The 23,553-nt window shown below is 63.1% G+C and carries 23 protein-coding genes; 11 read left to right on the top strand and 12 right to left on the bottom strand.

Annotated elements, in window-relative coordinates; genetic code table 11:
* Positions 1-4: 4 nt before the first annotated feature.
* The 4 genes from CWE01_RS22540 to gloB form a co-directional block, all read right to left on the bottom strand.
* Positions 5-1,846 carry an extracellular solute-binding protein gene (locus tag CWE01_RS22540; RefSeq protein WP_100942758.1) on the bottom strand — a complete coding sequence of 614 codons (1,842 nt, stop codon included), beginning with the start codon at positions 1,844-1,846 and terminating at the stop codon, positions 5-7.
* Positions 1,843-3,675: an extracellular solute-binding protein gene (locus CWE01_RS22535; protein WP_100942757.1), complete on the bottom strand. Its 1,833-nt coding sequence runs from the start codon at positions 3,673-3,675 to the stop codon at positions 1,843-1,845. The genes CWE01_RS22540 and CWE01_RS22535 overlap by 4 nt, the downstream gene beginning before the upstream one ends.
* A gap of 247 nt (positions 3,676-3,922) precedes the next feature.
* The gene (locus CWE01_RS22530) at positions 3,923-5,329 is read right to left on the bottom strand and encodes a transglycosylase SLT domain-containing protein (RefSeq protein ID WP_100942756.1); all 1,407 of its coding nucleotides are present in this window, start codon (positions 5,327-5,329) and stop codon (positions 3,923-3,925) included.
* Positions 5,330-5,427: 98 nt separating this feature from the next.
* Positions 5,428-6,207, bottom strand: a complete 780-nt coding sequence (gloB, locus tag CWE01_RS22525; protein ID WP_100942755.1) for a hydroxyacylglutathione hydrolase — start codon at positions 6,205-6,207, stop codon at positions 5,428-5,430.
* A 74-nt stretch (positions 6,208-6,281) separates the two neighbouring features.
* Here gloB and CWE01_RS22520 point away from each other — a divergent pair, with 74 nt between their 5' ends.
* The 4 genes from CWE01_RS22520 (at position 6,282) to CWE01_RS22505 (ending at position 9,071) form a co-directional block, all read left to right on the top strand.
* Positions 6,282-7,040, top strand: coding sequence for a methyltransferase domain-containing protein (locus tag CWE01_RS22520; RefSeq protein ID WP_100942754.1), 759 nt, complete (start codon positions 6,282-6,284; stop codon positions 7,038-7,040).
* Positions 7,041-7,134: 94 nt separating this feature from the next.
* Positions 7,135-7,587: a ribonuclease HI gene (rnhA, locus tag CWE01_RS22515; RefSeq protein ID WP_100942753.1), complete on the top strand. Its 453-nt coding sequence runs from the start codon at positions 7,135-7,137 to the stop codon at positions 7,585-7,587.
* Complete coding sequence (gene dnaQ / locus CWE01_RS22510; RefSeq protein ID WP_100942752.1) at positions 7,580-8,335, top strand: DNA polymerase III subunit epsilon; 756 nt, start codon at positions 7,580-7,582, stop codon at positions 8,333-8,335. Before rnhA ends, dnaQ begins: the two co-directional genes overlap by 8 nt.
* Before the next feature lie 163 nt (positions 8,336-8,498).
* Positions 8,499-9,071: a GNAT family N-acetyltransferase gene (locus CWE01_RS22505; RefSeq protein ID WP_100942751.1), complete on the top strand. Its 573-nt coding sequence runs from the start codon at positions 8,499-8,501 to the stop codon at positions 9,069-9,071.
* A gap of 12 nt (positions 9,072-9,083) precedes the next feature.
* Here the strand turns inward: CWE01_RS22505 and CWE01_RS22500 are convergent, their stop codons facing one another.
* A complete protein-coding gene (locus CWE01_RS22500) occupies positions 9,084-9,974 on the bottom strand; it encodes a LysR family transcriptional regulator (RefSeq protein WP_100942750.1) in 891 nt (296 codons plus the stop codon).
* Positions 9,975-10,073: 99 nt separating this feature from the next.
* Positions 10,074-10,310 (bottom strand): hypothetical protein, encoded by a 237-nt coding sequence (locus CWE01_RS22495; protein ID WP_100942749.1) that lies wholly within the window; start codon positions 10,308-10,310, stop codon positions 10,074-10,076.
* Between the two features lie 217 nt (positions 10,311-10,527).
* Here CWE01_RS22495 and CWE01_RS22490 point away from each other — a divergent pair, with 217 nt between their 5' ends.
* Positions 10,528-11,088 carry an NADPH-dependent FMN reductase gene (locus CWE01_RS22490; protein ID WP_100942748.1) on the top strand — a complete coding sequence of 187 codons (561 nt, stop codon included), beginning with the start codon at positions 10,528-10,530 and terminating at the stop codon, positions 11,086-11,088.
* Here CWE01_RS22490 and CWE01_RS22485 read toward each other — a convergent pair.
* Positions 11,085-11,747, bottom strand: coding sequence for a TetR/AcrR family transcriptional regulator (locus tag CWE01_RS22485; protein WP_100942747.1), 663 nt, complete (start codon positions 11,745-11,747; stop codon positions 11,085-11,087). The two genes, CWE01_RS22490 and CWE01_RS22485, sit on opposite strands and share 4 nt — an antisense overlap.
* Before the next feature lie 54 nt (positions 11,748-11,801).
* On the opposite strand from CWE01_RS22485, the gene CWE01_RS22480 reads away from it, so the two are divergent.
* Entirely contained in the window at positions 11,802-12,905 is a 1,104-nt protein-coding gene (locus tag CWE01_RS22480) for a DUF2855 family protein (protein ID WP_100942746.1), read from the top strand.
* Positions 12,906-12,914: 9 nt separating this feature from the next.
* On the opposite strand, the gene phnX is transcribed toward CWE01_RS22480, so the two are convergent.
* Both phnX and CWE01_RS22470 read right to left on the bottom strand, forming a co-directional pair.
* Positions 12,915-13,742 carry a phosphonoacetaldehyde hydrolase gene (gene phnX / locus CWE01_RS22475; protein ID WP_100942745.1) on the bottom strand — a complete coding sequence of 276 codons (828 nt, stop codon included), beginning with the start codon at positions 13,740-13,742 and terminating at the stop codon, positions 12,915-12,917.
* A gap of 54 nt (positions 13,743-13,796) precedes the next feature.
* Positions 13,797-14,906 carry a 2-aminoethylphosphonate--pyruvate transaminase gene (locus tag CWE01_RS22470; RefSeq protein ID WP_100942744.1) on the bottom strand — a complete coding sequence of 370 codons (1,110 nt, stop codon included), beginning with the start codon at positions 14,904-14,906 and terminating at the stop codon, positions 13,797-13,799.
* A 113-nt stretch (positions 14,907-15,019) separates the two neighbouring features.
* On the opposite strand from CWE01_RS22470, the gene CWE01_RS22465 reads away from it, so the two are divergent.
* The gene (locus CWE01_RS22465; RefSeq protein ID WP_100942743.1) at positions 15,020-15,904 is read left to right on the top strand and encodes a LysR substrate-binding domain-containing protein; all 885 of its coding nucleotides are present in this window, start codon (positions 15,020-15,022) and stop codon (positions 15,902-15,904) included.
* Here the strand turns inward: CWE01_RS22465 and CWE01_RS22460 are convergent.
* Positions 15,850-17,682 (bottom strand): type VI secretion system Vgr family protein, encoded by a 1,833-nt coding sequence (locus CWE01_RS22460; RefSeq protein WP_100942742.1) that lies wholly within the window; start codon positions 17,680-17,682, stop codon positions 15,850-15,852. The genes CWE01_RS22465 and CWE01_RS22460 overlap by 55 nt on opposite strands.
* A 214-nt stretch (positions 17,683-17,896) precedes the next feature.
* On the opposite strand from CWE01_RS22460, the gene CWE01_RS22455 reads away from it, so the two are divergent.
* Entirely contained in the window at positions 17,897-18,601 is a 705-nt protein-coding gene (locus CWE01_RS22455) for a YebC/PmpR family DNA-binding transcriptional regulator (protein WP_100942741.1), read from the top strand.
* A 169-nt stretch (positions 18,602-18,770) separates the two neighbouring features.
* Here CWE01_RS22455 and CWE01_RS22450 read toward each other — a convergent pair whose 3' ends face one another.
* Together CWE01_RS22450 and zapE are read right to left on the bottom strand one after the other, a co-directional pair.
* Complete coding sequence (locus CWE01_RS22450) at positions 18,771-20,081, bottom strand: leucine-rich repeat-containing protein kinase family protein (RefSeq protein WP_100942740.1); 1,311 nt, start codon at positions 20,079-20,081, stop codon at positions 18,771-18,773.
* A 99-nt stretch (positions 20,082-20,180) separates the two neighbouring features.
* Complete coding sequence (gene zapE, locus CWE01_RS22445; protein ID WP_100942739.1) at positions 20,181-21,326, bottom strand: cell division protein ZapE; 1,146 nt, start codon at positions 21,324-21,326, stop codon at positions 20,181-20,183.
* A 288-nt stretch (positions 21,327-21,614) separates the two neighbouring features.
* On the opposite strand from zapE, the gene CWE01_RS22440 reads away from it, so the two are divergent.
* From CWE01_RS22440 to CWE01_RS22430, 3 genes are all read left to right on the top strand, one after another.
* Complete coding sequence (locus CWE01_RS22440; RefSeq protein ID WP_100942738.1) at positions 21,615-22,157, top strand: spore coat U domain-containing protein; 543 nt, start codon at positions 21,615-21,617, stop codon at positions 22,155-22,157.
* Positions 22,158-22,400: 243 nt separating this feature from the next.
* On the top strand, positions 22,401-22,925 hold the full coding sequence (locus tag CWE01_RS22435; RefSeq protein ID WP_100942737.1) for a spore coat U domain-containing protein: 525 nt from the start codon (positions 22,401-22,403) through the stop codon (positions 22,923-22,925).
* 101 nt (positions 22,926-23,026) lie between these two features.
* Complete coding sequence (locus tag CWE01_RS22430) at positions 23,027-23,551, top strand: spore coat U domain-containing protein (protein WP_100942736.1); 525 nt, start codon at positions 23,027-23,029, stop codon at positions 23,549-23,551.
* The last annotated feature ends 2 nt before the right edge of the window (positions 23,552-23,553 follow it).

Here is a 23,553-nt window from a genome sequence, read left to right as displayed (position 1 = left end):
CTTATTATTGCTCCGCACTCGTGCTGTCGGTTTGCAGCGTTACCGCCGGCTTGGCATCCGGCTTGATCCACCAGGTGTAGAGGCCGACATCGTAGGCCGGCGAGACTTTCGGGTGACCGATATGGTCCCAGTAGGCCACGCGCCAGGTCTTGATATGCCAGTTGGGGATCACGTAGAAGCCCCATTGCAGCACCCGGTCCAGGGCGCGGGCATGTTCCACCAGGCTCTGCCGGGAGTCGGAATCGATCAGCGCTTCCACCAGTTCATCCACCGCCGGGTCCTTGAGGCCCATGAGGTTGCGGCTACCGGGCTTGTCGGCGCTGGAAGACTTCCAGAATTCCCGTTGCTCGTTGCCCGGCGAGTTGGACTGCGGGAAGCTGCCGACGACCATGTCGAAGTCCCGCGAGCGCAGGCGGTTGATGTACTGGGAAACATCGACCCGGCGAATCACCAGGTCGATGCCGATATCGGCAAGGTTGCGCTTGAACGGCAGCAGCACCCGCTCGAATTCGGTCTGGGCCAGCAGGAACTCGATGCTCACCGGCTTGCCCTGGGTGTCGACCATCTTGTCGTCGACGATGCGCCAGCCGGCCTCCTGCAACAGTTGGTAGGCGCGGCGTTGCTGCGGGCGAATCATGCCGCTGGCGTCGCATACCGAGGGTTCGAAGGCCTGGGTGAAGACCTGTTCGGGAATCTTGCCCCGCAGCGGCTCGAGGATGGCCAACTGTGCGGCATCCGGCAGGCCGGTGGCGGCCATTTCCGAGTTTTCGAAGTAACTGCGGGTGCGGTGATAGGCGCCGTTGAACAACTGCTTGTTGGTCCACTCGAAGTCGAACAGCAGGCTCAGGGCCTCGCGTACGCGGATATCCTGGAACATCGGTTTGCGCAGGTTGTAGATAAAACCCTGCATGCCAGTCGGATTGCGATTGGGGATCTGCTCCTTGATCAGCCGACCCTGTGCGACCGCCGGGGTGTTGTAGGCGTTGGCCCAGTTCTTCGCGCTGACCTCCAGCCAGAAGTCGAACTGCCCGGCCTTGAGGGCTTCCAGGGCCACCGTGTTGTCACGGTAGTAATCCATGGCCATGACATCGAAGTTGTAGAAGCCGCGATTGATCGGCAGGTCCTTGGCCCAGTAGTCCTTGACCCGCTCATAACGTACCGAACGGCCGGCCTTGACCTCGGCAAGCTTGTACGGCCCGCTGCCGAGGGGGAATTCCAGATTGCCCTTGTTGAAGTCGCGGTCGGCCCACCAGTGCTTGGGCAGTACCGGCAACTGGCCGAGTATCAGCGGCAATTCACGGTTGGTGGTGCGCTTGAACTTGAACAGCACCCGCAACGGGTCTTCGGCGATGACTTCGTCGACGTCGGCGTAGTAGGTCCGGTACAGCGGGGCGCCATCCTTCATCAGGGTCTGGAAGCTGAACACCACGTCTTCGGCGCGCATCGGGTGGCCGTCGTGGAAGCGCGCTTCAGGGCGCAGGTAAAAGCGCACCCAGCTGTTGTCCGGGGCCTTTTCGATTTTTTCCGCCACCAACCCGTATTCGGTGAAGGGTTCATCCAGGCCCTGGCGCATCAGCGTGTCGTAGATCAGGTCGAGGCCGTCGGCCGGCACGCCCTTGGTGATAAACGGGTTGAGGCTGTCGAAACCGCCCATGGCCGACTGGCGGAAGGTGCCGCCCTTGGGCGCGTCGGGATTGACGTAGTCGACATGCTGGAAATCGGCCGGGTATTTCGGCGCTTCGTTGTACAGCGTCAGGGCATGTTGCGGAGCGGCGACGGCGAGGCCGGCCAGGGCGCTGAACAGCAGGCCGCTGACGGGCAGGAAGAGGACGCGCGAAAACATCATTGGGCTTTCTCCGAAGCTTTCATCCACCAGGCGCTCAGGCCCAGGGTGTACGGCGGCGTGGTGATGAAGGCGAACCGGTTGCGGTAGGCCAGGCGATGATAGTCAAGGTACCAGTTGGGAATCATGATGTGTTGCCAGAGCAGGACCCGGTCCAGGGCGCGACCGGCGGCCAGTTGCTCGTCGCGGGTGTGGGCCGCCAGCAGGGCTTCGAGCAGGTGGTCGACCACGGGGCTCGCGACCCCCGCGTAATTCTTGCTGCCCTTGACGCCGGCCTGGCTGGAATGGAAGTACTGCCACTGCTCGAGTCCCGGGCTGAGGTTCTGGTCCAGGGTCATCAGGATCATGTCGAAATCGAACTGGTCGAGACGTTGTTTGTACTGGGCACGATCCACTGTTCGCAGGCGGGCGTCTACACCTATGCTCGCGAGGTTTTCGACGTAGGGCTGGAGGATCCGTTCCAGGTTCGGGTTGACCAGCAGTATTTCAAAACGCAGGGGGTGGCCGTTCTTGTCCAGCAGGCGCTGGCCGTCGAGTTTCCAGCCGGCGTCGCCGAGCAGGGCGAGGGTGCGGCGCAGGGTCTCACGAGGGATACCGCGACCGTCGGTCTGCGGCAAGCTGAAGGGTTCGCTGAACAGGCGCGCCGGCAGTTGTTCGCGGTAAGGCGCCAGCAGCAACCATTCCTGCCCGGCCGGAACCCCGCTGGCGGAAAACTCGCTGTTGGGATAGAAACTCATGGCCCGCTGGTAGGCGCCGCCGAACAGGGTGCGGTTGGTCCATTCGAAGTCGAACATCAGGCCGAGGGCTTCGCGCACCTTGTCCTGGGCAAAGCTGGCACGGCGGCTGTTCATGAACAGGCCCTGGGTCTGGGTCGGGATCCGGTGGGGGATCTGGGTCTGGATCACCTCACCTCGATCAACGGCGGGGAAGTGGTAGCCGTTGGCCCAGTTCTTGGCCTGGTGTTCGATATAGATATCGAACTCACCGGCCTTGAAGGCTTCGAAGGCGACGTCGCTGTCGCGATAGAATTCCACCTCGACGCGGTCGAAATTGTATTTGCCGCGATTGACCGGAAGGTTTTCGCCCCACCAGTTTTTCACCCGTTCAAAGACCAGCTGGCGCCCCGGTTGCACCTTGCTGATGCGATAGGGACCGCTGCCCAGTGGCGGCTCGAAGGTGGTGGCGGTGAAGTCGCGACCTTGCCAATAGTGTTGCGCCAGCACCGGCAGTTCACCGAGGCGCAGGATCAGCAGCGGATTGCCCGAGCGCTTGAAAACGAAGCGGATCCGCTGGGGCGTGAGCACGTCGACCCGTGCGACTTCCTGCAGGCTGGTGCGGTATTGCGGATGGCCTTCCTTGAGCAGCAGGCGATAGGAGAAGGCTACGTCGTAGGCGGTAATCGGCGTGCCGTCGTGGAACCGCGCTTCGGGCCGCAGGTTGAACACCACCCAACTGCGGTCCTCGCTGTACTCCACCGATTGGGCGATCAGCCCGTAGCTGGCGTTCGGCTCATCCCCCGAGGGTGCGTACTGGCCGGTGCCGGCCATCAGGGTGGCGTTGAGCTCGTTGACACCGTACTGCAGGAAGTTGGGCGTGCTGACCGGGCTGGTGCCCTTGAAGGTGTAGGGGTTGAGGGTGTCGAAGGTGCCGAACGCCATCACCCGCAAGGTGCCGCCTTTGGGCGCGTCGGGGTTGACCCAGTCGAAGTGGGTGAACCTGGCGGGGTACTTGAGCGTGCCGAACTGCGCATAACCGTGGCTTTCGCTGATCGTCGCGCTTGCGGGAGAGCTCAATGCCAGGCTGATGAACAGCAGGAGGAGGGGACGCGTCAAGGCAGAGATCCGATCCAGGCGGCTTGGGCTGCAGGACCAGTACCTTAACAGCTTGTATCGGGTGGAAAAAGGCGCGCCGGAAGAGGCGCAATCCCCTTGTGAATGTCAGGTTGGAAATCTGGGCTTGCAGGCGACGCCGAACCTGTAGGAGCAGGGCTTGCCCGCGAAGCTTCTGGCGGTTTCAAGGCCGCCTTCGCGGGCAAGCCCTGCTCCTACAGGTGCGTGATGTTTTCGCGGTCGTTGGCGGTTAGCGCGGCTGGGAAACCGTAAGGATCTGCCCTGGCTTCAGGGCCTGGCCGGTGCGCGGGTTGAGGCGCTTGAGGTGCTGCATCTCGACGTTGAAACGCTTGGCGACGATATACAGCGAATCGCCTTTCTGCACCTTGTAGGTGGTGGCGGCCTTCTTGCTCGCCACGGCCTTGACGTTGTCCTGCATGACCAGGGTCTGGCCGACCTTGAGATGGTGCCCGGAAAGCTTGTTCCAGTGTTGCAGGTCCTTGACGTCGACCCGGTTGGCCTTGGCGATCGAGGTCAGGTTGTCGCCGGTCTTCACCTTGTAGCGGCGGGTCAGGCGCGCCGGTGGATTACCGGCGAGGGATTCGAAGACCGGCTTCCTCGGCCTCAGGCTGATCAGCTCTTCGGGTTTCATCCGCGACAGGCTGGCGGTCAGCAGTTGCGCCTTGGAACTGGGCACCAGCAGGTGCTGCGGGCCGTCCATCGTGGCTTTCTGCTTGAACGCCGGGTTGAGCTGGATCATCTCGTCTTCGTCGATCTCGGCCAGGGCCGCGACCCGGCTGAGGTCCATGGGCTGGTTGATTTCGACGGTGGCGAAATACGGTTCGTTGGCAATCGGACTCAGGTTCACGCCGTAGGCTTCGGGGGCCAGGACCACCTGCGACAGGGCCAGCAGCTTGGGCACGTAGTCGCGGGTTTCCTGAGGCAGCGGCAAGTTCCAGTAGTCGGTGGGCAGGCCGAGCTTTTCATTGCGCTCGATGGCCCGGCTGACCGTGCCTTCGCCGGCATTGTAGGCTGCCAGGGCCAGCAGCCAGTCGCCGTTGAACATGTCGTGCAGGCGGGTCAGGTAGTTCATCGCCGCGATGGTCGAGGCGGTGATGTCCTTGCGCCCGTCGTAGAAACGGTCCTGGCGCAGGTTGAAATAACGCCCGGTGGATGGAATGAACTGCCACAGGCCGACGGCATCGGCACGGGAGTAGGCCATCGGGTTGTAGGCGCTTTCGATCACCGGCAGGAGTGCCAGCTCCAGCGGCATGTTGCGTTCTTCCAGGCGCTCGACGATGTAATGAATGTAGAGGCTGCCGCGCGAGCTGGCGTTTTCCAGGAACTCCGGGTTACTGGCGAACCACAGGCGCTGTTGTTCGATGCGCGGGTTCACACCCAGGCCGTCCTGCAACTGGAAGCCCTGGCGCATGCGTTCCCAGACGTCCTGGGGCGGCGTGTGCTTGGCCTTTTCGCTGAGCCAGATCGGTTTCTGCTTGATCCGGGCGCTGAGATTCGGGGTCGGTTCGGTGTTGCTGTCCACGGGGGTATGGAGGCTCGAACAGCCCGCCAGGGCGGCGGACACAGCCACGGCAACAGCTTGAGCTAATCGCGTCAATGCGTCTGAATGGGTGGGTTTTCGGTTGGATGACGACATTGGCTGGAAGTGAGTTCCGGGCGAAAATGTCGGGCGATTCTAGAAAGCGCTCAGGGTGCGGTCAACCATTCAGATTTTTAGTGTTGACCGCACCTCGATCAGAAGCTGTCTTTCCAGCGGCGCAGAGCCGCAAAAACCTCACTCGGCGAGCCGTTGTCGAGGCCGTTCCGTTCGTCTGCTTTTTCTTTAACAGATGTTTCGCCGACCCGCAGAAATGGGTTGGTCTTCAATTCCAGGGCCAGATTCGATGGCAGGCTGATACGTCCCTCGGACCGCCATTGGCTGACCTGCGCCATCCGTTCGGCAATGTCCGGATTCTGTGGCTCCACCGCCTGGGCAAAACGCAGGTTGCTCAGGGTGTACTCGTGGGTGCAGTACACGCCGGTAGTCGCCGGCAGGGCCGCCAGCCGGCTGAGGGAGTGGTGCATCTGTTCCGGCGTGCCTTCGAACAGGCGGCCACAGCCGGCGGCGAACAGCGTGTCGCCGCAGAACAGCAATGGGCGCGCGGCATCGTCATGGTAGAAAGCGATATGCCCCAGGGTATGACCGGGCACGGCGAACACCTGGAACTCGAGGCCGAGTACCGTCACGCTGTCGTTGTCGTTCAGCGCCAGGTCGCGGGCCGGGATGTTTTCGCTGGCCGGCCCGAGTACGCGGGCACCGCTGGCCTGTTTCAGGCGTTCGACACCGCCGACATGGTCGTGATGGTGATGGGTGACCAGGATGTCCTCGAGTTGCCAGCCCGGATGCTGCTCCAGCCAGGCCAGCACCGGCCCGGCATCGCCCGGGTCGACCACGGCGCAGCGGCGGCGGGCGGTATCCTGTAACAACCAGATGTAGTTGTCGGTGAAGGCGGGCAGCGCGTCGATCTGTATCATGGTGCAATTCCCAAGCGCAAAACAATGGCGCATCTTAGTGCTTGTAAAGCACTTGTGGCGAGTTGGAGAAGGCAATGACCGATAAAGCGTTCGCTCAGGCTGATCCTGACTGGCTGGCACTGATCAGCGCGGCCCGTGACTGGCTGTCCGGCCCCCTCGGGCAACTGCTGCTCAACGAGGAACGGCAGATGCTCGAGGACGAGCTGGGGCGGTATTTCGGCGGTTACCTGGTGCATTACGGCCCCTCGGCCGAAGCCCCGCCGCAGGCCGGCCAGGTGCGCCGCAATGTGCGCCTCGGCGCGCCGCTGCCGGGGGTGGAGATCGTCTGCGAGGAGCAGGCCTGGCCGCTGAGCGAACATGCCGCCGATGTGGTGGTATTGCAGCACGGCCTGGATTTCTGCCTGTCGCCCCATGGCCTGCTGCGCGAGGCCGCCGCCGCCGTACGTCCCGGCGGGCACTTGCTGATCCTCGGCATCAACCCCTGGAGCGCCTGGGGACTGCGCCATGTATTCGCCCATGACGCGCTGCGCCAGGCCCGCTGCATTTCGCCCTCGCGGGTGGCCGACTGGCTCAACCTGCTGGGCTTCGCGCTGGAGAAACGCCGCTTCGGATGCTATCGTCCGCCGCTGGCGTCGGCCGCCTGGCAAGCGCGGCTGGCGGGCTGGGAGCGGGTCGCCGGTGGCTGGCAGCTGTCGGGCGGCGGCTTCTATCTGCTGGTCGCGCGCAAGATCGTGGTCGGCCTGCGACCCGTGCGCCAGGTACGCCGCGAACCGGTCGGCAAGCTGGTACCGCTGCCGATGGCCAAGGTCAACCGGCGCCAAAGCGAAGAGTAAGCATTTTTTTCCTTGAGGGTCGAGCGTGCTCGGCCCGGGATGCGTCGGTCAGTTACCGGCGCGCCACGGGGTCATTTTCGATGGAAAGGTTGTAATGAGCGATACAGTTGAACTCTTCACCGACGGTGCCTGCAAGGGCAATCCCGGCCCTGGCGGCTGGGGCGCGTTGCTGGTCTGCAAGGGCATCGAGAAAGAACTCTGGGGCGGCGAAGCCAACACCACCAACAACCGCATGGAGCTGATGGGGGCGATTCGTGGCCTCGAAGAACTCAAGCGTCCCTGCGAAGTGTTGCTGGTGACCGACTCGCAGTACGTGATGAAAGGCATCACCGAGTGGATGGTCAACTGGAAGAAACGCGGTTGGAAGACCGCGGCCAAGGAACCGGTGAAGAACGCCGACCTGTGGCAGTTGCTCGACGAGCAGGTCAGCCGGCACACGGTGAAATGGAAGTGGGTCCGCGGGCATATCGGCCATCATGGCAACGAACGTGCCGACCAGTTGGCCAACCGTGGCGTGGATGAAATACGGGGGATCAAACATGCGTAGCGTGGTGCTCGATACCGAAACCACCGGTATGCCGGTCACCGACGGCCACCGGATCGTCGAGATCGGTTGTGTCGAACTGATCGGCCGCCGCCTCACCGGCCGGCATTTTCACGTTTACCTGCAACCGGACCGCGAAAGTGATGAAGGCGCCATTGGCGTCCACGGCATCACCAACGAATTCCTGGTGGGCAAGCCGCGTTTTGCCGAGGTGGCCGAGGAGTTCTTCGAATTCATCCAGGGCGCCCAGCTGATCATCCACAACGCGGCGTTCGACGTGGGCTTCATCAACAACGAATTCGCCTTGATCGGTCAGCAGGACCGCGCGGACATCACCCGCCACTGCAGCATCCTCGATACCCTGATGATGGCCCGGGAACGGCACCCGGGGCAGCGCAACAGCCTTGATGCCCTGTGCAAGCGCTACGGCGTCGACAACTCCGGCCGCGAACTGCACGGCGCCTTGCTCGACTCGGAGATTCTCGCCGACGTCTACCTGACCATGACCGGTGGCCAGACCAGCCTGTCCCTGGCCGGCAACGCCACCGATGGCAACGGTTCCGGTGAGGGCTCGGGCAACCAGGCCAGCGAAATCCGCCGCCTGCCGGCCGATCGCCAGCCGGCGCGGATCATTCGTGCCAGTGAAAGCGACCTGGCCGAACACCTGGCGCGTCTCGAGGCCATTGCCAAGTCCGCCGGCGCCCCGGCGCTCTGGACCCAACTGGCCGAGGCCGACGCGCAACGCCACTGAGACTTGCGGATGATCTTTTGTGCAGCGGCGATTGACCTTCTAAGCTGAAGGGGCCGGTGCAGCGAGGCTCACTGTCCGGGGATTGGATGTCCCCGGACAGGAGCTCGACGTTTCTCCTCCCGATCGTGCACCGTGACATCAAGGCTTGAGGATGGTTGGCCCAATGCATTTAGTCACGAACCCGAAGTATCCCGAGGTATCGGTCCGTGTGGCTGACGCTGGTTTCTCCGAGTACATCTGGGGCAGCGATTTCAGCTTTCAGGTCAAGGCCCATGGCTTGGCCGAGATCGGCAAGCGGGTCGATCAATGGCCACTGGTCCCGGTGGCGCCTTATCGCAAGTGTTATGGCATCGATCCCGAGGAGTTCGCCAGCTACCGCGCGGCGGTGGACAGCGAAATCTTCATGGCCTATCTGGACGGCCGCGCGGTCGGTCATGTGGTGGTCAGCACCAACTGGAACGGCTTTGCCCATGTCGACGAGCTGGCGGTCGACGCCTCGGCGCGACGCCATGGGGTGGCCCGGGCGCTGCTGGATGTGGTGCGTTTCTGGAGCCACAAGAAGAACCTGCCGGGGATCATGCTGGAAACCCAGAACAACAACCTGGGCGCCTGCCGCCTGTACGAACGCTGCGGTTATGTCCTGGGCGGGATCGATCATCTGCGTTATCGCGGGATCGATGCGCAGACCGCGGAGGTGGCGGTCTTCTGGTACCTGTTGTTTGCCGGACAGCCCTGACGGGGCGGTGGCTCAGAGCAGCATCGCGGTGGCTTTCTCGCCGACGATTTCCAGCAGGGCCTTCAAGGCGGCGCCCGGTTCGCGCTCCTTGAGGGTCAGGGCGTACAGGGTGACGCCGATGGCCGGTGACACCGGGCAGACATCCAGGCCGCCAGCCCTGGCCCCGACGGCCGTGAACGGGTCGACAATCGCCAAACCTTCGCCGGCTTCGACCATGCTGCGCATCATCTGGTAGGTCTGTACCCGCGTCTGCACCTGGGGCGCCGGTCTCAGGGCCTGCAGCTTGCTGTCGAGCATCAGGCTCAGGGTGTCCTGCTCTTCCAGGCCGACCATCGATTGCCCGGCCAACTCCTGCAGGGCGATGTATTTCTGTTTGGGTTGCAGCCAGCCATGGGGCGCGAGCAATTGCAGCTTGCCCTCGGCCAGGGCCTGGGCGTGGATCTGTGGATGATCGGGGTTGTGCAGGCTCAGGCCCAGTTCGACCTCCCTGAGCAGCAGATCGCGGACGATCTCGCGGGTGTGCTGGCTGGCGAGGGTGCAGGGGGTTTCGCGAAAGCGTCGGCGCAAGGCCGCCAGGCTCTGGGGCAGCAGTTGCTGGGCCAGGGTCGGTGTGCAGACCACCCGCAAGGCGGGGTCCTGATGCTGACGCAGGCTGCCGGCCAGTCGCCGTAGCGGTTCCACTTCCGCGTACAGGCGGTGCAGCAGGGGTTGCAGCTCGCGGGTCTCACGGGTCGCCTGCATCCGCCCGCGCACGCTGGCGAACAGCAGGAAACCCAGCTGCTGCTCGGCATCCTGCAGAGTAGCGCTGACGGTGGCCGCTGGCAGCTGCAGCAACTCGGCGGCGGTGCCGAGATTGCCGGTCTGCAGGAGGGCCTGGATTACTTCGATATGGCGTAAACGCATGCTTGAAGTCCGTGTCCAGCCGGGAGGGAATCAGTGGGCTGATCCTAACTCAAGTCTGCGCACATGACTTCAGGTGGCTGCTGCGCCTGTTGTCCCAGGTCAGGAAGCGGTCGATGTCTCGGGTTCACGGGTGAGCGTGATCCCGGATTGAACCAGCTGGAATGAATTGTGGTCGATTTTGTTAACGCGATCGCCAATGGCCAGTTTATAGGTGGTGACAGGCTCCGTGCCGGCCAGGCCTTCGGCTGAAGGCGTGGATTCCTGGAATTCATGCACGGAATAGACGCGACCTTCCGCATCCCTGGCATGAAATTGTCCGACGAGTACTGCGGCCATCTGTTTAGAACCTCTGGAAATGAACACCCGATTTGCGGCTCAGTAGACCGTGGTTTGGCGGGGGAAGTTTTGCGTGGTGGAAAATATAGTCGCTCTACTCTACAGGCTCCGGGGCATCGATGGGGAAAGCAGTGGACTGACGGGAGAAAAACGTCGGGACAATGGCGCCCGATCATCTATAACTACTGTTCCTTCGCACAGATAGTCGAGAGTTCTCATGAGCAACGTCTACAAGGTCGCTGTCCTGGTTGGCAGCTTGAGAAAACAATCCATCAACCGCAAGGTGGCCCTGGCCCTGGCCGAGCTGGCGCCGGCGAACCTGAAGCTGGTGATTATCGAGATCGGCGATCTGCCGCTTTACAGCGAGGACATCGATACCGACGCGCCGCCGGCGGCCTACAAGGCTTTTCGCGAAAAGGTCCGGGCCACCGACGCGGTGCTGTTTGTCACCCCGGAATACAACCGCTCGGTGCCCGGCGTCCTGAAAAACGCTATCGACGTCGGTTCCCGGCCTTATGGCAAAAGTGTCTGGAGCGGCAAGCCGGGGGCGGTGATCAGTGCCTCGCCGGGAGCGATCGGTGGCTTTGGCGCCAATCACCATCTGCGCCAGTCCCTGGTGTTCCTCGATGTGCCGTGCATGCAACAGCCGGAAGCTTATCTGAGCGGTGCGGGCAGTGCGTTCGACGAGGCGGGCCACCTGTCCGAGTCGGTCAAACCCTTCCTGCAGGGCTTTATCAATGCCTATGGGCACTGGGTTGAGCGCAACAAAAAGGTCTAGAGCGGATTTTCCAGGCGCTGACGGATCAGCCCCTGGGTTTCCCGCAGCCAGGCCTCAATCTGTGCCGCCGACAATTGCGCGGTGATGCAGTAACGCCGCCCACCCCAGACCAGCACCAGCCAGGCATCGATGGCCTCGTCCGAAGGTCTGGAGGCGAGGTCGGTGCAGGCGTCGAAGGCCTCCCGCCATTTCTGTGACAGTTCCTGGAATACCCGTTGATGGTGCTTGGGCTCGGCGATCTGATGTTCGAGCATCAGCAGCGGGTAGTCGAACAGCGGCTGTTCAGGGCTTGCCGGATGACCGCTGAGCTGTACCAGTCGTTCGACCCGTGCCTGCCAACCCAGGCCTGCGGCGCGGATCACCTGATCATCGAGCTGGCACAGCAAACGCTCGACGCTATGGCGAACATAACCGGAGAGCAGCGCGGCCTTGCTCGGGAAATAGTCGTACAGCGTACCGATGGCCACCCCGGCTTCCAGGGCGACCGCGCGGGTGGTCAGGACCGGCCAGCCGCTGCGTTGCCAAATCCGAACAAAGGCTTCGTAAATGGCCTCGACGGTGAATATCGCCCGGGCCTGGCTGGGCCGCTTGAGCGGCTTGGCGCGGGGCTTGAGGCTGTTTGCGGCCGGCTTGCCGGCGTTTCCGAACCCGTTCTTCATGGTCTGCCATTAAGCTGGTTCCATCCCGCAATCGTCGCAGAGAGGAGTCTGATTATGCCAAGTGCCAGCACGGTAACACGACTGATTACCCGCAAGAACGACCTCGACCAGAGCCGGATCGAAACGCAGGAGCGTGCCCTGGTGGCGGGTCCCGGCGAGGCGATCCTCAAGGTCGAACGTTGCTCCCTGACGACCAACAACATTACCTACGCCGCCTATGGCGACTCGATGAACTACTGGGGTTTTTTTCCTACCGGGGAGGCGGAGTGGGGGCATATACCGGTATGGGGCTTTGCCGATGTGCTGGTGTCGAATGTAGACGGGGTAGCGGTGGGTGAGCGCTTCTACGGTTACTTTCCGATGGCCAGCCATCTGTGGATGAAGCCGGAACGGGTGACCGAGCGGGGTTTTTATGACGCCGCCGAGCACCGCAAGGACCTGACCTCGGCCTACAACCAGTACACCCGTTGCAGCTGGGACCCTTACTACAGCGCGGACACCGAGGATTTGCAGATCCTGCTCAAGCCGCTGTTCCTGACTTCGGCGATGCTTGCCGACTTCCTCCAGGACAACCAGTTCTTCGGCGCCACGCGCCTGGTGTTTTCCAGTGCGTCGAGCAAGACCGCCTTTGGTACTGCGGTGTGTCTGGAGGGGCGGCCCGAGTTGACCCGTGTGGCGTTGACGTCGTCGGCCAACCGGGCGTTTGTCGCCGAGTTGGGCTGTTATGAACAGACCCTGGCCTACGATGAACTGGGCTCGTTGGACACTGATCAGCCGACGCTGTATGTGGACTTTTCCGGTGATCTGGCGCTGCGTGATCGAGTGCATCAGCGCCTGGGCCGGCGGTTGCTCTACAGCTGCTTCGCCGGCTCCGCGCAAACCACGGACGAGGCCCGGCTCACGGCGATCGAAGGGCCGCAGCCGGTGTTCTTCTTTGCACCGATCCAGATCCGCAAACGTAACGCCGAATGGGGGCCGGAACGGGTCAGCCAGTACATCGGCGAGGGCCTGCAGCGGTTCTACCGGACGGTGAGCGAAGGGCCGGCGCCGCTGCTGGAGGTGGTCGTGGATGAAGGCTACGAGGCCGCCCGGCAGTTGGTCTCACGCCTCTATCACGGGCAGGTGCCGCCGACCCAGGGCAATATCATCAAGCTCTGAAGCCCCGTATCAGTTGCCCTGCGGCATTTCACCCTTCGCCAGGCGCTTGTTGATATCGACGATCACCTGCGGCAGGTCATTGAGGGTGTCGATCAGGTAGTGTGGCCGGGAGCCGGCGAACAGTGCGTGGATGCGCTGGCGCTCGGCGTCCAGGGTCGCCCGGTCGAGGTCGCGGTACTGCTCGTAGGTCAGCCCCAGCGCATTGCCCGAACACACCAGGGCGACGGTCCACATGCCGGCCCGGCGGCCTTCGAGGATCCCCGGCACCGTGTCGTCGACCTTGACGCAGGCGGCGACATCGTCGATGCCCAGGGCGATCACGTTGGCCAGGGCCTGGGCCGGCCACGGGCGACCGTTCGGCACCTCGTCGGTGGCCACTACATGGTCGGCGACATAACCGTTGCGGGCGGCCAGGGCCACGACCTTCTCCATGACCCGGGCCGGATAACCCGAGCACGAACCGATCTTCAGGCCCTGCTGGCGTAGTGCGGTGATGGTTTCCAGGGCACCGGGAATCAGCGCCGAGTGTTCGGCGATCTTCTCGATCTGCAGGGGCATGAAGCGCTCGTAGATGGCGGTGACGTCCTCGTCGCTCGGCGCGCGGCCGAAGGCCTTGCGGTAGCGTTCGGTGATTGCCGGTTGATCGCACAGCGTGCGGATATGGTCCCATTTGCCCATGCCCATGGGGCCACGGGCTTCTTCGATGGAAACTTGCACGTCGAACTCGGCGAAGGCCTCGACAAAGATCTGGGTCGGGGCGAACGAACCGAAATCGACGACGGTGCCGGCCCAGTCGAGAATCGCGGCTTGCAGTTGGGTGGGGTTGCGGTAGTTCATGTCGATCAGCCTTGAATACGATGAGATAGAAAAGAGAGGCGCGCTTTTGCGTTTCTAGATATCCAGCACTTCCATTTCCCGCAGGACCTCTGCGATAGCGGCAACCGCCGCCTGCATATCGCTGCGCCCGACCTGGCCGATACAGCCCACGCGAAAGGTCTCGACCCGGGTCAGCTTGCCCGGATAAAGAATGAAACCCTTGGCCTTGACCCGTTCGTAGAACGCCTTGAACTGGTAGCGCGGATCTTTCGGTGCATGGAAGGTCACGATGATCGGCGCCTGGATCGCCGCAGGCAGGAAACTGCGCAAGCCGAGCCCGGCCATTTCTTCCAGCAGCACCTGGCAGTTGTCGGCATAACGGCCGAGACGGGCGGGCAGGCCACCTTCTTCGTGGTACTGCACCAGCGCCTCGTGCAGCGCCGCGACCACATGGGTCGGCGGGGTGAAACGCCATTGGCCGGTCTTGGCCATATAGGCGTGCTGATCGTGCAAATCCATCGCCAGCGAATGGGAGTTGCCGGCGGCCGCGGCCAGCGTTTCCTTGCGGGCCAAGACAAAACCCATCCCGGGCACGCCCTCCAGGCATTTGCCCGAGGCGGCGATCAGCGCATCGAACGGCACCTGGCGAGCGTCGATGGGTAGGGCGCCGAACGAGCTCATGGCGTCGATGATCAGGCGTTTGCCGTGACGCGCGACCACCTCGGCGATGTCCGCCAGCGGATTGAGGATGCCGGTGCTGGTCTCGCAATGAATCAGCGCGACATGACTGACGGTCGGATCGGCCAGCAGCAAGTGCTCGACATCAATGGCGGTGGTCGGCTGGTCCTCGGCGGTTTCGAAGGTGCTGAACGAACGGCCGAGCACTGCGCAGATCTTCGCCAGGCGCTGGCCGTAGGCGCCGTTGATCAGCACCAGGACTTTCCCGTCCCGTGGCACCAGTGTGCCGATGGCCGCCTCCACGGCAAAGGTGCCGCTGCCTTGCAAGGGCACGCAATAGTGGCTGTCGGCACCGTTGACGATTGCCAGCAGTTGCTCGCAAAGGCTCGCCGTCAGCTGGTTGAAGCCCTCATCCCAGGAGCCCCAGTCCTGGCTCATCGCCTGACGGGTGCGGGCTGAGGTGGTCAGTGGACCCGGGGTGAGCAGGAGGGGAGCGGCAGTACGCATGCTGGTTTCTCGCGGCGGGGATCGTTGACGGGATACAGGGCATAAATTGCAGTTTGGCTTGTCATCAATCAAATTGTTTGTTGTTATGCGAGCTATCAGTGAGGCCGATAGCCATGAACCTGTTCCAACTGCGCGCATTCGATGCCGTGGCCCGCGAGGGTAGTTTTACCCGTGCCGCGGCCCGGTTGTTCATCAGCCAGCCAGCCGTGACCGGACATATCAAGGCCCTGGAAGAGCACTACCAGGTCACCTTGCTCAGGCGCACCGCGCGACGGGTGGAGCTGACCGCCGAGGGCACCCGGCTGGCGGCGATTACCCGGGCCATGTTCGGCCTGGTCGAGGAAGCCCAGGCCATGCTCGAAGCCAATCGACAGCTGTTGACCGGACGTCTGGAGATTGCCGCCGACGGGCCGCATATGGTCATGCCGATGCTCGCCCGGCTGCGGGCGCGCTACCCGGGGATTACCGTCAACCTGAGGTTGGGCAATGCCCAGGAAACCCTGGCGGCGCTGTTGTCCGAGCATGCCGATGTGGCGGTGCTGACCGAGGTCGAGCCACGCAAGGGCCTGTACCTGCAACCGCTGAGCGAGTCACGGATCTGTGCGCTGGTGCCCCAGGGGCATCCGTGGCTGGCCGAACCGCAGGGCATTGCCCTGGAGCAACTGGACCAGGTGATCATGGTGCTGCGTGAGCCGAGCTCGATCACCCGGCGCACCTTCGACCAGGCCTGTGCCCAGGCTGCCGTGAATCCGCGGGTACTGCTGGAGCTGGACAGCCGCGAGGCGGTGACCGAAGCGGTGGCCGCGAAGCTGGGGGTGGGCATCGTCTCGTCGTTGGAAGTCAGTCCTGACCCCCGGGTACGGGCGTTGCCGATCAATGGTGACGGCCTCGGCAACCGGCACCAGATCGGTTGCCTGGAGCGCCGCAAGGAACTGCGGCTGATTCAGGCATTCCTTGGGCTGGTGCCGGAAACGCTGGAGGCATTCAAGCCATCCTGAAGAAAGGCCTGGCGCTGGCGCAGGCTCCAGTGCTGCTGGATGTACGCATGCAGGGCCACGCATTGTCCGGGGTAGAGCAGCCACAGCTGTTCCGGCGTGGCCGCCAACTCCAGGGCCAGTCGCCGTCTGCCGGCGGAACTCAGCAGGGCGGCGCCACGGCTGTCACTGCGGCCTTCCAGCAGGATGTCATCGCGGCTCAGGCGCGCCAGTTCCTTGAGCCCGGGCCGGGGCATTCGCACGACGTACCAGATGTTTTCGCATAGGCAGCGGGCGGCGGCTATCGGTGGTTCACAGGGTTGCTCATACAGATAGAACTCCCCGGGGTCATCGTCCGGCGCCCCGCCGCTGTCCTGCCCCTCCCACGGCGCAGCGGCACCGGGAGGTTTGTCGGCCAGGGGCGGCGGGTCAAAGGCGGCGTACAGGTCCCGATCGGTGAGAAAACCACAGATCACCGGTTGGTCCGGCTCGTTCTCGACAAAGTCGATCAGTACCTGGCTGCCGACCCGTGGGGGCTGGCTTTGCACGACCCCGGGCGATACCCAACAGCCCGGCGCGCAGTCCGCGGGCTGGACGCTGTTCGGCAATTGCACCCGCAGGCGTCCCTGGGCATCCGGCCGGGCGGTGCCGGCATGTGTACCCAGGACCGTGCCGATCTGATAACCCGGCGCCGTCGGGCGTTTTTCCCGCAAGGAGGGGCGAAACGGCGTGGCCCAGGGGATGGCCCTGAAGTGATTGCTGTAGCCGTCGCTGAAACACTCGTCATGCGGGCCGTCATCCTCCTCGATACTGAAGGCATCGACGGGATATCGGTCCAGGCACTGTTCGCCCAGATGCTGCACCTCGGTGATCAGCCATTGATCGTTGAGTGCCTGCCGTGGATGGCCGCCGATCCGCCGGACTTCGCCGCTGCGCAGGCTGTCCAGGTTGCTGTAGCCCCGGATCTGGCGTTGTTCGCAGCGCAGCCGCTCGAGGGTGCGCTGGCTGCGTTGCTGCTCGTGGCGCTGGCGCTCGGTGGGGCTGGTGGTGTGCAGGCCGTAGGCGTTGGTCTGGTTGGCGGCGCCGTCGTCGGGCGCTTGCAGCGGCCACGCGCAAGCATGCCCGGGCAGTCGGCTGTCATGGCTGGCGAGCATCTGGTGACGCTCGTAGAGTTGGCTGATAAAGGCCTGTTCCAGTCCCGCGGCACTGTCGTGACAAGGCACGACACCGGCCCGTTCGGGAAAGCTTTGCGGGTCTTCGGCGAATACCAGGACATGTCGGTGCGGCGCCTGTTCGAAGTGATAGTGGATGCCTTCTTCCTCGCAGAGCCGGTTCAGCAACTGCAGGTCGTTTTCATCCTGTTGCAGGCACAGGGCCCGGCGCGGGTACAGGCCACGCTCGAGCTCGAAGCGGTAATCGGCGGCCTCCAGGTCGTGGGCTTCAAGCAGCCGCAGGAGAATCGCCGGTACGCTCAGGTCGCAGAAGGCCCGGCGTCGTGGGCAACGTGCCAGGGCTTGCAGGCGGGGCATCAACACCACCTGGTAATGACAGAGTCGTGGCTCCAGGTAGCGGCTGCTGATCTCCTCAATGATCCCGTGCCAGCTGGCCTGCCCGTGGCCCAGACTCAACAGGGCCGGGCGATGCAGCAGGGGCTCGAGGTCCAGGGCGGTGTCGCCCAGCAGTTCCATTTCGAAGCGAAAGGGTTCGTTCAAGGCCTCGCGGCCCTTGAAGCGGATGACCGGCAAGGGGTCAGGGAGCAGGCCGATGCTCAGTGAGATCTGTCGTTCCTTGTCCTGAGGCATTTCGTCTCTTCTCCACGGATTTGCGGCAGAGGGTACGAAAAGCCGTGGGCGCATGGACACCGCAAAACGATGTTTGGGAAATTGCCTACGAACATCAGGGTAGAGTCGTAATCTTCGTCAGGTTTTGGTCGATTGGCGGGGACTGGCCGTATAAACTGGGCGGCAAAGCGTCGGCCAATAAATGTCACGACGCCTCTGATCGAGAGAGTGAGTAATGGGCGCACAGTGGAAGGTTAAACACAAAGAAGCGGCGGCCAACGCCAAGGGCAAGATTTTTGGCAAGCTGGTCAAGGAAATCACCATCGCCGCGCGCAACGGTGCGGACGTTTCCACCAACGCACACCTGCGTCTGGTGGTCGAGCAGGCGAAAAAGGCCTCGATGCCCCGCGAGACCCTGGAACGCGCCATCAAGAAAGGCTCGGGCCAACTGGGCGAAACCGTTCAGTATCACCGCGTGACCTACGAAGGCTTCGCCCCGCACCAGGTGCCGTTGATCGTTGAATGCGTCACCGACAACATCAACCGCACCGTCGCGGAAATCCGCGTGGCGTTCCGCAAGGGCCAACTGGGTGCGTCGGGCTCGGTGTCCTGGGACTTCAACCATGTCGGCCTGATCGAAGCCTCTCCGGACAGCCCGGATGCGGACCCGGAAATGGCGGCGATCGAAGCCGGCGCCCAGGATTTCGAGCCGGGTGAAGAGGGCGCGACCCTGTTCCTCACCGAGCCGACCGATCTCGATGCGGTGCAGAAAGCCCTGCCGGAGCAAGGTTTCACCGTGTTGTCGGCCAAGCTGGGTTACCAGGCGAAGAACCCGGTCAGCGGCCTGAGCGACGAGCAGATGGCTGAAGTCGAAGCCTTCCTCGAAGGCCTGGACAACCACGACGACGTGCAAGACATGTTTGTCGGCCTGGCGGGCTGATCCCAGCGTACCGCAGGAGCCGGCTTCGAGGGCCTCATCGCCAGCAAGCCGGCTCCTGCAAGTCCGTGTTTCACCGCAAGCTATCGCCGAGCCCGGCCCTGTAGGAGCCGGCTTGCTGGCGATGGCGGCCTGAGCGGCGCTGCCAGTCTCCAGAGATTGTTCGCTGTTACTACAGCAAATCCGCGCAGATCGCCTCGAACCCCGGGCGAGCCAGCACATCCGGCTGGATGCAGCGCAGCTGCAGGTCCTTGAGCGATTCAAGCACGCGCGGCTCCATCTCCCCGTCGATCCGCTCCAGCAACTCGCCGAGCAGAATCCCGAATGCACGCACCTCGATCCGTTGCAGCGCGCGGGTTTCCAGGCTGTCGGTCGGTGCATGGAATGACGCGGCGCCAAAATCCCCGAGCAGGCAGTCTCCGGCTTCGTTGTAGAGAATATTGTGTGCGTACAGGTCGCCATGGCAGAGCCCCAGGCGATGCAGGTGCGCGCCCACCGAGGCGATCCCGCGCGCCATGCGCAAGGCTTGTCCGGGGCTGAAGCGGGTCTCGTCCTGGTACACATCCCGGCTGCACGAGTCGAGACTCGGCAGCGCGGCAAGATTGGCGAACTGCGGATCGATCAGTTCCATCACCAGGCCGGCCTGGGCATCGGGATGGCCGGCGATGCGCCCTTCGACCTTGATCAGGTTCGGATGCAGGCCCGCCGCGATGCAGGCATTCATTTCATTCAGGGGCGAACCGTCGCTGGTCATGCTGCCCTTGTACAGCTTGACCGCCACCGGCAAGGCCGGCGCCTCGGCACGGTTCCAGCGGGCCTGGCTGATCACTCCCGAGGCGCCTTCGCCCAGGCGCTGGGCCAGTTGCAGCTGGCTCCAGTCGATGCTCGGCGTGGTGTCGCCGACCAGCACTTCACCGGTGTGATCGAGCTTCGGGTTACCGGCATAGGCGATCCAGGCCAGGCTCGGCAGGGTCAGCAGCCACTCGGGCAGCTCGTCCAGCTGGTTGGCGGCGATGCGGATCAGCTCCAGCCGGTGACAGTCCGCCAGGCTGGCGGGCAAGGTACGCAGGCGATTGCCCGCCAGCATGAGCTTCTGCAGCAGGGGCCGGCGCCCCAACTCCTCCGGCAACTCGGTGATGCGATTGTCGGTCAGGATCAGCCAGCGCAGCAGGGGCGGCAGGGCGGCGGCCGGCACCTGCTCGATACGGTTGGCCTTGAAGGCGACCATGCTCAATTTGGCACACTGGCCCAGGCACACCGGCAACTCGGTGAACTGGTTGTCCGAGCAGAACAGGATGCGCAGGTGTGGCAGCCGATGCAGGTCGTCCGGCAGGCTGCTCAGGGCGTTGCCGCTCAGGTTGAGGATTTCCAGGGAGTCGGCCAGCTGGAAAATTTCCCGGGGGAACTCGGTCAGCCCGCAGGACAGGTCGAGTCGCTTGATACCGGTCAGTTGACCGGCGCGCAGTTGGGCAAGGGTATCCATAAGCGGGCGTGAGTACTCGTCGCGATCATCGAAAAAAGATCGCCATGATAGCAATGTTGTTCAGCGACGGCGCTCTGATGAGCGAGTGCGGGGCGGGTGTCAGCCCGGGTTGAGGGACTCGGGCCCGACTTCGACCAGTTGCCCCAGCCGGCTGCGGGTGCGTGCCAGGTCGATGGCGTTGCCGCCGAGGCTGTCGCGCAGCGGCCGTTCGCCGATCAGCAACAGGCGCTTGTCCTGGTCGTAGAGCACGTCGATCAGGTTGATAAAGCGCTGCTGGGCCGCGATCGAGCAGTCTTCCAGCCTGGGCAGTTCATCGACGATCCAGGTGTCGAAACGTCGGCACAGTTCCAGGTAGTCCATCACGGCCGTGGGCTGGTCGCACAGGTCGGCGAACTCGAAACGCACGGTGTGTTCGCTACACAGGCGCACCTTCAGTTGCCGGGCGCCGACCTGCAGGGCAAAGGCCTGGGCCTGGCGCTGCGGTAATTGCAGGGTCTGGCGTTGTGCCGGACTGCCCGGCCAGACGTACTGGCCCAGGGTGAATTGCTGTTGGTCATGGCTGCGCGGCTGGCTGCGGTAATCATGCGGGCCGCCGACTTCCATGACTTCCATGCGAGCGTTGATCAGGTCGATCACCGGCTTGAAGCGGGCGTGATAGAGCGGGTTGGGCAGCAGGCCTTCGGGCGGGTAATTGGAGGTCACCAACAGCAGCACGCCACGCTGGAACAGCGCCTTGAACAGCCGATTGATGAGCATGGCATCGCCGATGTCATGGACATGGAACTCGTCGAAGCACAGCAGCCGGCAGTCCTTGAGCAGTTCGTCCAGGGTCTGGCCCAGGGCATCCGGCGCTTCCCGGTGGCGGAACATGCCCTGGTGCAGGTGGGTAAAGAAATCGTGGAAGTGCACCCGTTGCTTCTCGGCAATCGGCACGGCCTGGAAAAAGCCGTCCAGCAACCAGCTCTTGCCACGTCCGACCGCGCCGTGCAGGTACAGGCTGCGCTGGCGGCCCTGGGGCGCGCTGTACAGCAACGCAGTGGCCTGTTGCGCCATGCGTTCGATGACCCGCTGCTGGCTCAGGCTGAGGGTGTAGCCCTGATGCTTGGCTTTGCGGTGGAAATACTCGTGCACGTCGTGGGACGGCGGTGCGACGCTGCCCCTGCCGGCGAAAGCCTTGCCGAAAAAGCGGCGCAAGGCGGGCCAACGGGATTTCACGCCAGGGCGATGGGGAGGCAGAGCGGCCAACGGAGAAGATCCCCTTGCATGAAAGTCCAGATCGAGTTCATTCGTCAGATGCATCAGAAAAGGCGTGAAGGCATATCGCCATATCGATTAATCTTTAACCACTTTCAAGTTTTACCGTGACGCTTCAATCAAGGCAACCTCTATCCAAAAGGAATGAGGCCTTTGAAAACTCTATGGTTTGGGCGTTGTCCCTTGTTCCGGGCCCTGTAAACCTGCCGTCCGGCGCAGGCGCAGGCGCAGACCAGGCCCCTGTTTGTACACCGTCCTGAATCCTGGTGGTATCGAGCCATGAAACACCTCAAGCGCGCAGGGACGGTTTTCGGCCTTGCCTGCCTGCTGATCAACAGTGCGCAGGCAGCGGTCAGCGGGCATATCCAGGCCCAGTTGATTATCAGTGCCGGCTGTCAGGTCACCAGTGGCACCATCGGCGCTGGGGCTGCTGGCAATAATTCGGGCCTGCTGGATTTCGGTAGCCAGGGCCCGACCTGGAACGCTCCGTTGAATGCCCAACTGCACAGCAGCAACGGCAACCTGGCGGTGACGTGCGGTGCCACGTCCAGTGGTCCCACCAGCTTCACCGTGAGTATCAATGGCGGCACCCACGGCGACGGCATTTCCCGTTATTTGAGCAACGGCAGCCGGAACGTTCCCTACCGGCTCACCGTCGACGCCGCCGGCACCGACAACTACCGCATCGGTCAGCAACATACCTTTGCCGCGGGCAGCGGCACGCAGATCCCCATTCCCGTCTATGGCGCCGTTTTGGCCAATCAGGGAGCCCTGCCAGCCGGGACTTACAGCGATACCCTGACCGTTACGCTGGACTGGTAACCGCGTAATCACGATGCGCCTGGGCGATACCGACGGTGTGCTGCCGGACGTGGGCTTCTCAAGGGGCACGGAAACAGGATCATGCGGTTGATAGAGGATTACCCAGTGGAAACATGGGTAAGCTTTACATCATCAGGTATGAAAACGCCTACGAATTGTTACTAAATGTCTTACTTTGCTGGACGCATTTTCCTTCACTGCTAACCTGATTTCAGCAAGCCATCCCTCAAAAGGATTGAGGCCGTGAATGGATCTGTTGTTTTGGCAATATTGAGCACGCTGTGCTGCGTGCCGGTACTGGCCGCGCAACTCCAGGTGGAGGTGCGAGTCAATGTGCAGCGTGGTTGCCAGTTGGTCGGCGTGACCCGTGATTCGGGCATCGAGCAACTCGGCGTGCTGGATTTTGGCGATATCGCCCGTCTCGACGGCCCGTCGGGGGCGCTGGGGGCCACGTTGTCGAATCATCGCCTGCCGCGCCTGGAATGCAATCCCGACACCCCTTATCAAATGCGCATCGACGGCGGCCAGCATGGCGGTGTCGGCGATGTCCGCTATCTGGCCGGCAGCGATCCCGGCAGCACCATTCCTTATCGACTCTACCGTGATCCGGCGCGGCGTATTGCGCTGCCGGTCAATCAGCCCGTCACTGGCACCGTGCCCGACAGTGGCTCCGTTGAGTTGCCGTTGTATGGGCGAATCGAGCCACTGGCGCAAATACCGCGCGTCAGCCGTTATACCGATGTGGTGAAGGTGACCGTCACCTGGTAGCACTGCTCATGCAGGACCTGTCGGTGGATCCGGCAGGAAAGGGAACGCCGCCCAGGGTGGGTGGCCAGTAGGTTCAATCCTGATGGAATTAGGATCGGCATATGAAGTCTGGCAACCACGCATTGATTGCTGTCGGCACCTTGTTCTTTCTGGCCGACAGTGCCCACGCGGCGATCACCGGGCAAATCCAGGCCCGGCTGGTGATTTCCTCCGCCTGTGAGGTGAGCCGCGCCACTCCCCTTGGCGCGAGCATGGCCGCCCGCCTGGACTTCGGCAGCCAGGGCCCGACCTGGAACCGTCCGCTCAACGCCAACCTGCAAGGCAACAGCAGCAATCTCCAGGTGACCTGCAATTCCCAGGTCACCGGCTTCACCGTGACCATTGATGGTGGCAGCAACGGCGACGGTGTCTCCCGTTACCTGAGCAATGGCCGGCAAAGCATTCCCTACCGACTGTTCATCGATGCCGGCGGCACCGACAGCTACAGCATCGGTCAGCAACGCAATTTCGCGGTGGGCAACGGCACCCAGGTACCGATTCCGGTCTATGGCGCCGTGGTCGCGAATACCAATGCACTGCCGGAGGGCGTCTATAGCGACCTTCTGACCGTCACGTTGGACTGGTAACT

Origin of the sequence: Pseudomonas sp. QS1027, assembly GCF_002814235.1 — a bacterium.
Classification (GTDB): Bacteria; Pseudomonadota; Gammaproteobacteria; order Pseudomonadales; family Pseudomonadaceae; genus Aquipseudomonas.
The sequence above is the reverse complement of the archived record's forward strand: the minus strand, read 5'-3'. Positions and strand labels throughout refer to the sequence as shown.

Excerpts from the sequence above, each read along its gene's own strand:
- CWE01_RS22490 (WP_100942748.1), top strand. The coding sequence starts at position 10,528 with ATGAGCAACGTCTACAAGGTCGCTGTCCTGGTTGGCAGCTTGAGAAAA.
- dnaQ (WP_100942752.1), top strand. The coding sequence starts at position 7,580 with ATGCGTAGCGTGGTGCTCGATACCGAAACCACCGGTATGCCGGTCACC.
- CWE01_RS22500 (WP_100942750.1), bottom strand. The coding sequence starts at position 9,974 with ATGCGTTTACGCCATATCGAAGTAATCCAGGCCCTCCTGCAGACCGGC.
- CWE01_RS22480 (WP_100942746.1), top strand. The coding sequence starts at position 11,802 with ATGCCAAGTGCCAGCACGGTAACACGACTGATTACCCGCAAGAACGAC.
- CWE01_RS22455 (WP_100942741.1), top strand. The coding sequence starts at position 17,897 with ATGGGCGCACAGTGGAAGGTTAAACACAAAGAAGCGGCGGCCAACGCC.
- CWE01_RS22505 (WP_100942751.1), top strand. The coding sequence starts at position 8,499 with ATGCATTTAGTCACGAACCCGAAGTATCCCGAGGTATCGGTCCGTGTG.
- CWE01_RS22540 (WP_100942758.1), bottom strand. The coding sequence starts at position 1,846 with ATGATGTTTTCGCGCGTCCTCTTCCTGCCCGTCAGCGGCCTGCTGTTC.
- CWE01_RS22470 (WP_100942744.1), bottom strand. The coding sequence starts at position 14,906 with ATGCGTACTGCCGCTCCCCTCCTGCTCACCCCGGGTCCACTGACCACC.
- CWE01_RS22530 (WP_100942756.1), bottom strand. The coding sequence starts at position 5,329 with ATGTCGTCATCCAACCGAAAACCCACCCATTCAGACGCATTGACGCGA.
- CWE01_RS22440 (WP_100942738.1), top strand. The coding sequence starts at position 21,615 with ATGAAACACCTCAAGCGCGCAGGGACGGTTTTCGGCCTTGCCTGCCTG.
- CWE01_RS22520 (WP_100942754.1), top strand. The coding sequence starts at position 6,282 with ATGACCGATAAAGCGTTCGCTCAGGCTGATCCTGACTGGCTGGCACTG.
- phnX (WP_100942745.1), bottom strand. The coding sequence starts at position 13,742 with ATGAACTACCGCAACCCCACCCAACTGCAAGCCGCGATTCTCGACTGG.
- CWE01_RS22460 (WP_100942742.1), bottom strand. The coding sequence starts at position 17,682 with ATGCCTCAGGACAAGGAACGACAGATCTCACTGAGCATCGGCCTGCTC.
- CWE01_RS22450 (WP_100942740.1), bottom strand. The coding sequence starts at position 20,081 with ATGGATACCCTTGCCCAACTGCGCGCCGGTCAACTGACCGGTATCAAG.
- gloB (WP_100942755.1), bottom strand. The coding sequence starts at position 6,207 with ATGATACAGATCGACGCGCTGCCCGCCTTCACCGACAACTACATCTGG.
- CWE01_RS22430 (WP_100942736.1), top strand. The coding sequence starts at position 23,027 with ATGAAGTCTGGCAACCACGCATTGATTGCTGTCGGCACCTTGTTCTTT.
- CWE01_RS22465 (WP_100942743.1), top strand. The coding sequence starts at position 15,020 with ATGAACCTGTTCCAACTGCGCGCATTCGATGCCGTGGCCCGCGAGGGT.
- rnhA (WP_100942753.1), top strand. The coding sequence starts at position 7,135 with ATGAGCGATACAGTTGAACTCTTCACCGACGGTGCCTGCAAGGGCAAT.
- CWE01_RS22485 (WP_100942747.1), bottom strand. The coding sequence starts at position 11,747 with ATGAAGAACGGGTTCGGAAACGCCGGCAAGCCGGCCGCAAACAGCCTC.
- CWE01_RS22495 (WP_100942749.1), bottom strand. The coding sequence starts at position 10,310 with ATGGCCGCAGTACTCGTCGGACAATTTCATGCCAGGGATGCGGAAGGT.